This window comes from Dietzia sp. CW19 (assembly GCF_014145265.1).
Classification (GTDB): Bacteria; Actinomycetota; Actinomycetes; order Mycobacteriales; family Mycobacteriaceae; genus Dietzia; species Dietzia natronolimnaea.
This window is the reverse complement of the sequence record NZ_JAALEE010000207.1, coordinates 1-4045: the sequence shown is the minus strand read 5'-3', so window position 1 is coordinate 4045 and position 4045 is coordinate 1. Positions and strand designations below refer to the sequence as shown.

General features: G+C 68.3%; 2 protein-coding genes and 1 pseudogene. All 3 read right to left on the bottom strand.

Features of this window, described 5'->3' with window-relative positions; translation table 11 throughout:
- Positions 1-2748: preprotein translocase subunit SecA (secA, locus tag G6021_RS06980; RefSeq protein WP_182640929.1), on the bottom strand; the 2748-nt coding region annotated here is incomplete at its 3' end.
- 171 nt (positions 2749-2919) lie between these two features.
- Positions 2920-3603, bottom strand: coding sequence for a ribosome-associated translation inhibitor RaiA (gene raiA, locus G6021_RS06975; protein WP_182609975.1), 684 nt, complete (start codon positions 3601-3603; stop codon positions 2920-2922).
- 242 nt (positions 3604-3845) lie between these two features.
- Positions 3846-4045, bottom strand: a pseudogene (locus G6021_RS06970) (ComF family protein); the annotation flags it as partial.

Below are 4045 nucleotides of genomic sequence, written 5' to 3'. Positions count from 1 at the left end.
GGCCTTGGCGGCCCGCTCGCGTCGTTCGAGCCGGTCCTGACGTTCCTGGGAGCGGCGCTCGGCGCGGTTCGCCGGGACGCCCTCGTCGACGAGCTGGGCCTCCCCCGTCTCCGAGGGGCCCGAGAACTGCATCTGGTCGTCGGTGACGTCGCGACCGGTGCCCGCGGCCTGCAGGATCGGGTTGGCGCCCGCGAGGGACGCCGCCTGCGCCGCGGAGGGGGCGGCCAGAGTCTTCTGCTGGGGGCTGGCCTCGACCTTGACGTTGAACAGGAACGCGACGGTCTCCTCGCGCACCCCGTCCATCATGGCCGCGAACATGTCGTAGCCCTCACGCTGGTACTCGACCAGGGGGTCACGCTGGGCCATGGCCCGCAGCCCGATGCCCTCCTTGAGGTAGTCCATCTCGTAGAGGTGCTCGCGCCACTTGCGGTCCAGGACCTGGAGCATGATCGAGCGCTCCAGCTGGCGCATGGCACCCTCGCCGCCGATGCCCTCGATCTCGGACTCACGCTCGTCGTACCGGGCGAAGACGTCGTCGAGGATCGCGTCCTTGAGGTTCTTGGCCGACAGGTCACCCGCCGCCCCGTACTCGTCGCCGTCGATGATCGACTGCGCGGTGATCGAGACCGGGTACAGCTGCCCCAGGGCGTCCCACAGCTTGTCGAGGTCCCAGTCCTCGACATAGCCCTCGGCGGCGGCACCGTCGACGTAGGCGCTGACCACCTGGTAGATCATCGACTCGACCTGGTCGGTGATGTCCTCGCCCTCGAGGATCCGCTTGCGCTCACCGTAGATCACGGTGCGCTGCTGGTTCATCACCTCGTCGTACTTGAGGACGTCCTTGCGGATCTCGAAGTTCTGCGATTCGACCTGGGTCTGGGCGTTCTTCACGGCTCGCGAGACCATCCCGGCCTCGATCGGCACGTCGTCGGGCAGGCTCAACCGGTTCATGATCGCCTCGACGGCCGCACCGTTGAAACGGCGCATAAGCTCGTCACCCAGGGAGAGGTAGAACCGGGACTCGCCCGGGTCGCCCTGGCGTCCCGAACGCCCACGCAGCTGGTTGTCGATGCGCCGCGAGTCGTGGCGCTCGGTCCCCAGCACGTAGAGACCGCCGGCCTCGCGGACGCGCTCGGCCTCCTGCTTGCTGAGCTTGCGCATGCGCTCGATCTCGGCGTCCCACGCCTCCTCGTACTCCTCCGGGGTGTCCACGGGATTGAGCCCGCGCTCGCGGAGGTTGAGGTCGGCGATGATGTCCGGGTTGCCGCCGAGCACGATGTCGGTGCCACGGCCGGCCATGTTGGTCGCCACCGTGACCGCGCCCGGTCGACCGGCCTGCGCGATGATCTGGGCTTCCGAGGCGTGGAACTTGGCGTTGAGCACGTGGTGCTTGATGCCCTTGCGGGTGAGCAGCTTGGACAGGTGCTCACTGCGCTCGACGGACGCGGTGCCCACGAGGACCGGCTGCTTCTTCTCCACGCGCTCGGCGATGTCCTCCACGACCGCGGTGAACTTCGACTCCTCGGTCTTGTAGATCAGGTCGGCCTGGTCCTCGCGCGCCATCGGCCGGTTGGTCGGGATCGGCATGACCTCGAGCTTGTAGATCGAGTAGAGCTCGGCGGCCTCGGTCTCGGCCGTACCGGTCATCCCGGCCAGCTTCTCGTAGAGACGGAAGTAGTTCTGCAGCGTGATGGTGGCCAGGGTCTGGTTCTCGGCCTTGATCTCCACCCGCTCCTTGGCCTCGATGGCCTGGTGCATGCCCTCGTTGTAGCGGCGTCCGTCGAGCACGCGCCCCGTGAACTCGTCGACGATGATCACGTCGCCGTCGCGGACGATGTAGTCCTTGTCCTTGGTGAACAGCTCCTTGGCCTTGATGGAGTTGTTCAGGTAGCTCACCAGGGGTGAGTTGGCCGCCTCGTAGAGGTTGTCGATCCCGAGCTGGTCCTCCACGTACTCGACGCCCTGCTCGGTCACGCCGATCGTCCGCTTCTTGCGGTCGACCTCGTAGTGCGTGCCCTCCTCGAGCAGCGGGGCGATGCGGGCGAACTCCGCGTACCACTTGCTCGATCCGTCGGCCGGGCCCGAGATGATGAGCGGGGTCCGCGCCTCGTCGATCAGGATCGAGTCGACCTCGTCGACGATCGCGTAGTGGTGGCCCCGCTGGACCAGTTCCGCGGTGTCGTGCGCCATGTTGTCGCGCAGGTAGTCGAAGCCGAACTCGTTGTTGGTGCCGTAGGTGATGTCGGCGGAGTAGGACTCCCGGCGCTGCGCCGGGGTCATGCCGCCGAGGATCGCGCCCACGGACAGTCCGAGGAACCGGTGGACGCGGCCCATCCACTCCGCGTCGCGCTTGGCCAGGTAGTCGTTGACCGTGACCACGTGGACGCCCTGACCCGACAGGGCGTTGAGGTAGGCGGGCAGGACACAGGTCAGGGTCTTGCCCTCACCGGTCTTCATCTCCGCCACGGCCCCGGTGTGCAGGACGATGGCGCCGACGATCTGCACCTTGTACGGCCGCTGCCCGAGGACCCGGTAGGCGGCCTCGCGGGCCACCGCGAACGCCTCCGGGAGCAGGTCGTCCAGCGTCTCACCCTCAGCCAACCGGGCCTTGAACTCGTCGGTCTTGGCGCGGAGCTCGTCGTCGCTCAGCTTCTCCGTCTGGTCGGACAGAGTATCCACGTACTCGGCGAGAGCGCTGTACCGCTTGAGCTTTCGACCTTCGCCGGCTCGGAGCAGCTTGGAAAGGATGGACACAGTCTCGAACGTCCTCGTGGTCGGGTTGATCGGGAAATCTGGCTACCTGCGCGGGGGCCACGCGGGCCCTCGGTTCATCCTAGGTGCTGTCGGCCGCGGATACACGCCGAGGGCGGCCCGGTCCATGCGGACCGGACCGCCCCCGGGGCGTATGGGCTGCGACCGTCAGGCCTCGTCACTCAGCGTGATGAGTCCGTAGTCGAACGCGTGCCGCCGGTAGACGACGGTGGCGTTGCCGGACTCGGTGTCCCGGAAGAGGTAGAAGTCGTGTCCCACGAGTTCCATCTTCTCCAGGGCCTCGTCGACCGACATCGGGGTCCCGTCGTGCTCCTTGCGGCGCACGATCTGGCCGGGGAGCTGGTCGTCGACCCCGTCCGCGTACTCGTCCATGACATCCGCCGGTGCCGCCTCGGGCGCGAGCTCCGCGGTGGCCTCGGCGACGGACTGCGGTCGACGGTGCCCGGAGTGGCTGATCTTCCGGCGGGTGCGTGCCTTGCGCATCTGCCGCTCGAGCTTGGCGACCGCCGACTCCAGGGCGGCGTAGAAGGTGTCCTCCGCCGCCTCGGCGCGGGCGACACCCGGCTTGCCCTTGAGGGTGATCTCGATCCGCTGGCTGGCCTTGGCCAGGCGTGGGTTCTTCTCGTGCAGAAGGACCACGTCGAACCGGGTGATCGCGGGCGAGATCTTCTCGATCTTCGCGAGCTTGGTGTGGATCCGGGTCGCGAAGTGGTCGGGGACCTCGACGTTCCGGCCCTTGATGGTCACCTGCGCATCAGGGGCACCGGGGTCGTCGGTCGACGGACCGTCGAAGGTGGCGGGGTCGAGCAGGACTGCGGGGGTCTTCGCCATCGAAGCTCCTCCTCATCGGGCCTGCGGCGGGCCTCTGCGACCGACCCGGTTACCGCCCGGGACCCCGGTCGAGGGGCACACCCACATGGCTGAGTGGACACTCTCCGGACGGGGCGACCACCGGACAACTTCAGTGAAAGTGCTGGTGAACCCCGTCCGAACCCAACGATACCCGGTCGTCTGGGCAGTGGACCGTAGTCGCGGCAAGTCGTCCGGAACTCACCCACGGGCAGCCCCGGACCTCACGCGGCGGTGACCCCGAGCACCCCGTCGACCCGCAGCCCGCCCTCGCCCAGCACCCCCACACACGCGGCGGCGGTGGCCCCCGTGGTGACCACGTCGTCCACCAGCAGGACCGTCGCCGGGGTCCCGATCAACTCCTCGACCGTCGACGGGGCCCCGGGCGTGGCCAGGATCAGGGTGCCCCGCGGCCGCCGGCGGA